Here is a 734-nt window from a genome sequence, read left to right on the forward strand (position 1 = left end):
GCCGACGGCAGCTACAGCTTCACGCCGGGTGCCGACTTCGACAGTCTGGCCGCGGGCGAAAGTCGCGACGTCACCTTCAGCTACACCGCCACCGATAACGATGGCGGCGTGAGTGAACCCAAGACTGTCACGATCACCGTCACGGGCACCAACGATGAGCCGGTGGCCGAGGCGGATATCCAGACTACCGGCGAGAACACCGTTCTCAGTGGGCAGGTTCCGGCCGCGGCCGATGTCGATGGCACCATCGCCAGCTACGCGCTCGACACTGGCGTGGGCCAAGGCAATGGTAGCCTTAGCTTCCAGGCCGACGGTTCCTACACCTTCACCCCGGGCGCCGACTTCGACAGTCTGGCCGCGGGAGAGAGCCGCGACGTCACCTTCAGCTACACCGCTACCGATAACGACGGTGGGGGCAGTGCACCGAAGACGGTGACCATCACCGTGACCGGCACCAACGACGCGCCGGTGGCCGTCGCTGATACCCAGACCACCGGTGAGAACGCTACTCTCAATATCGCCGCGGCCCAGGGCGTGTTGGCCAACGACAGCGATGTCGATGGCGGCACGCTGAGCGTCAGCGCGGTCAACGGCGTAACAGGTAGCGTGGGGCAGGCGATTGCCGGCTCCAACGGCGGCACCTTTACGCTGAACGCGGATGGCTCCTACAGCTTCAATCCGGGTACGGCGTTCGATCGCCTGACCGCGGGTCAGACCGACAAGACGCAGATCAG

1 protein-coding gene is annotated in these 734 nt (G+C 65.0%); it reads left to right on the forward strand.

The genetic code is table 11. The features are described from left to right. Positions 1 to 734, forward strand: a 734-nt coding sequence (locus BTW08_RS18555) for an Ig-like domain-containing protein (RefSeq protein WP_139313730.1), incomplete at both ends; no start/stop codon positions are given.

The sequence above is a fragment of the Salinicola sp. MH3R3-1 genome, assembly GCF_001937155.1.
Taxonomy (GTDB): Bacteria; Pseudomonadota; Gammaproteobacteria; order Pseudomonadales; family Halomonadaceae; genus Salinicola; species Salinicola halophyticus.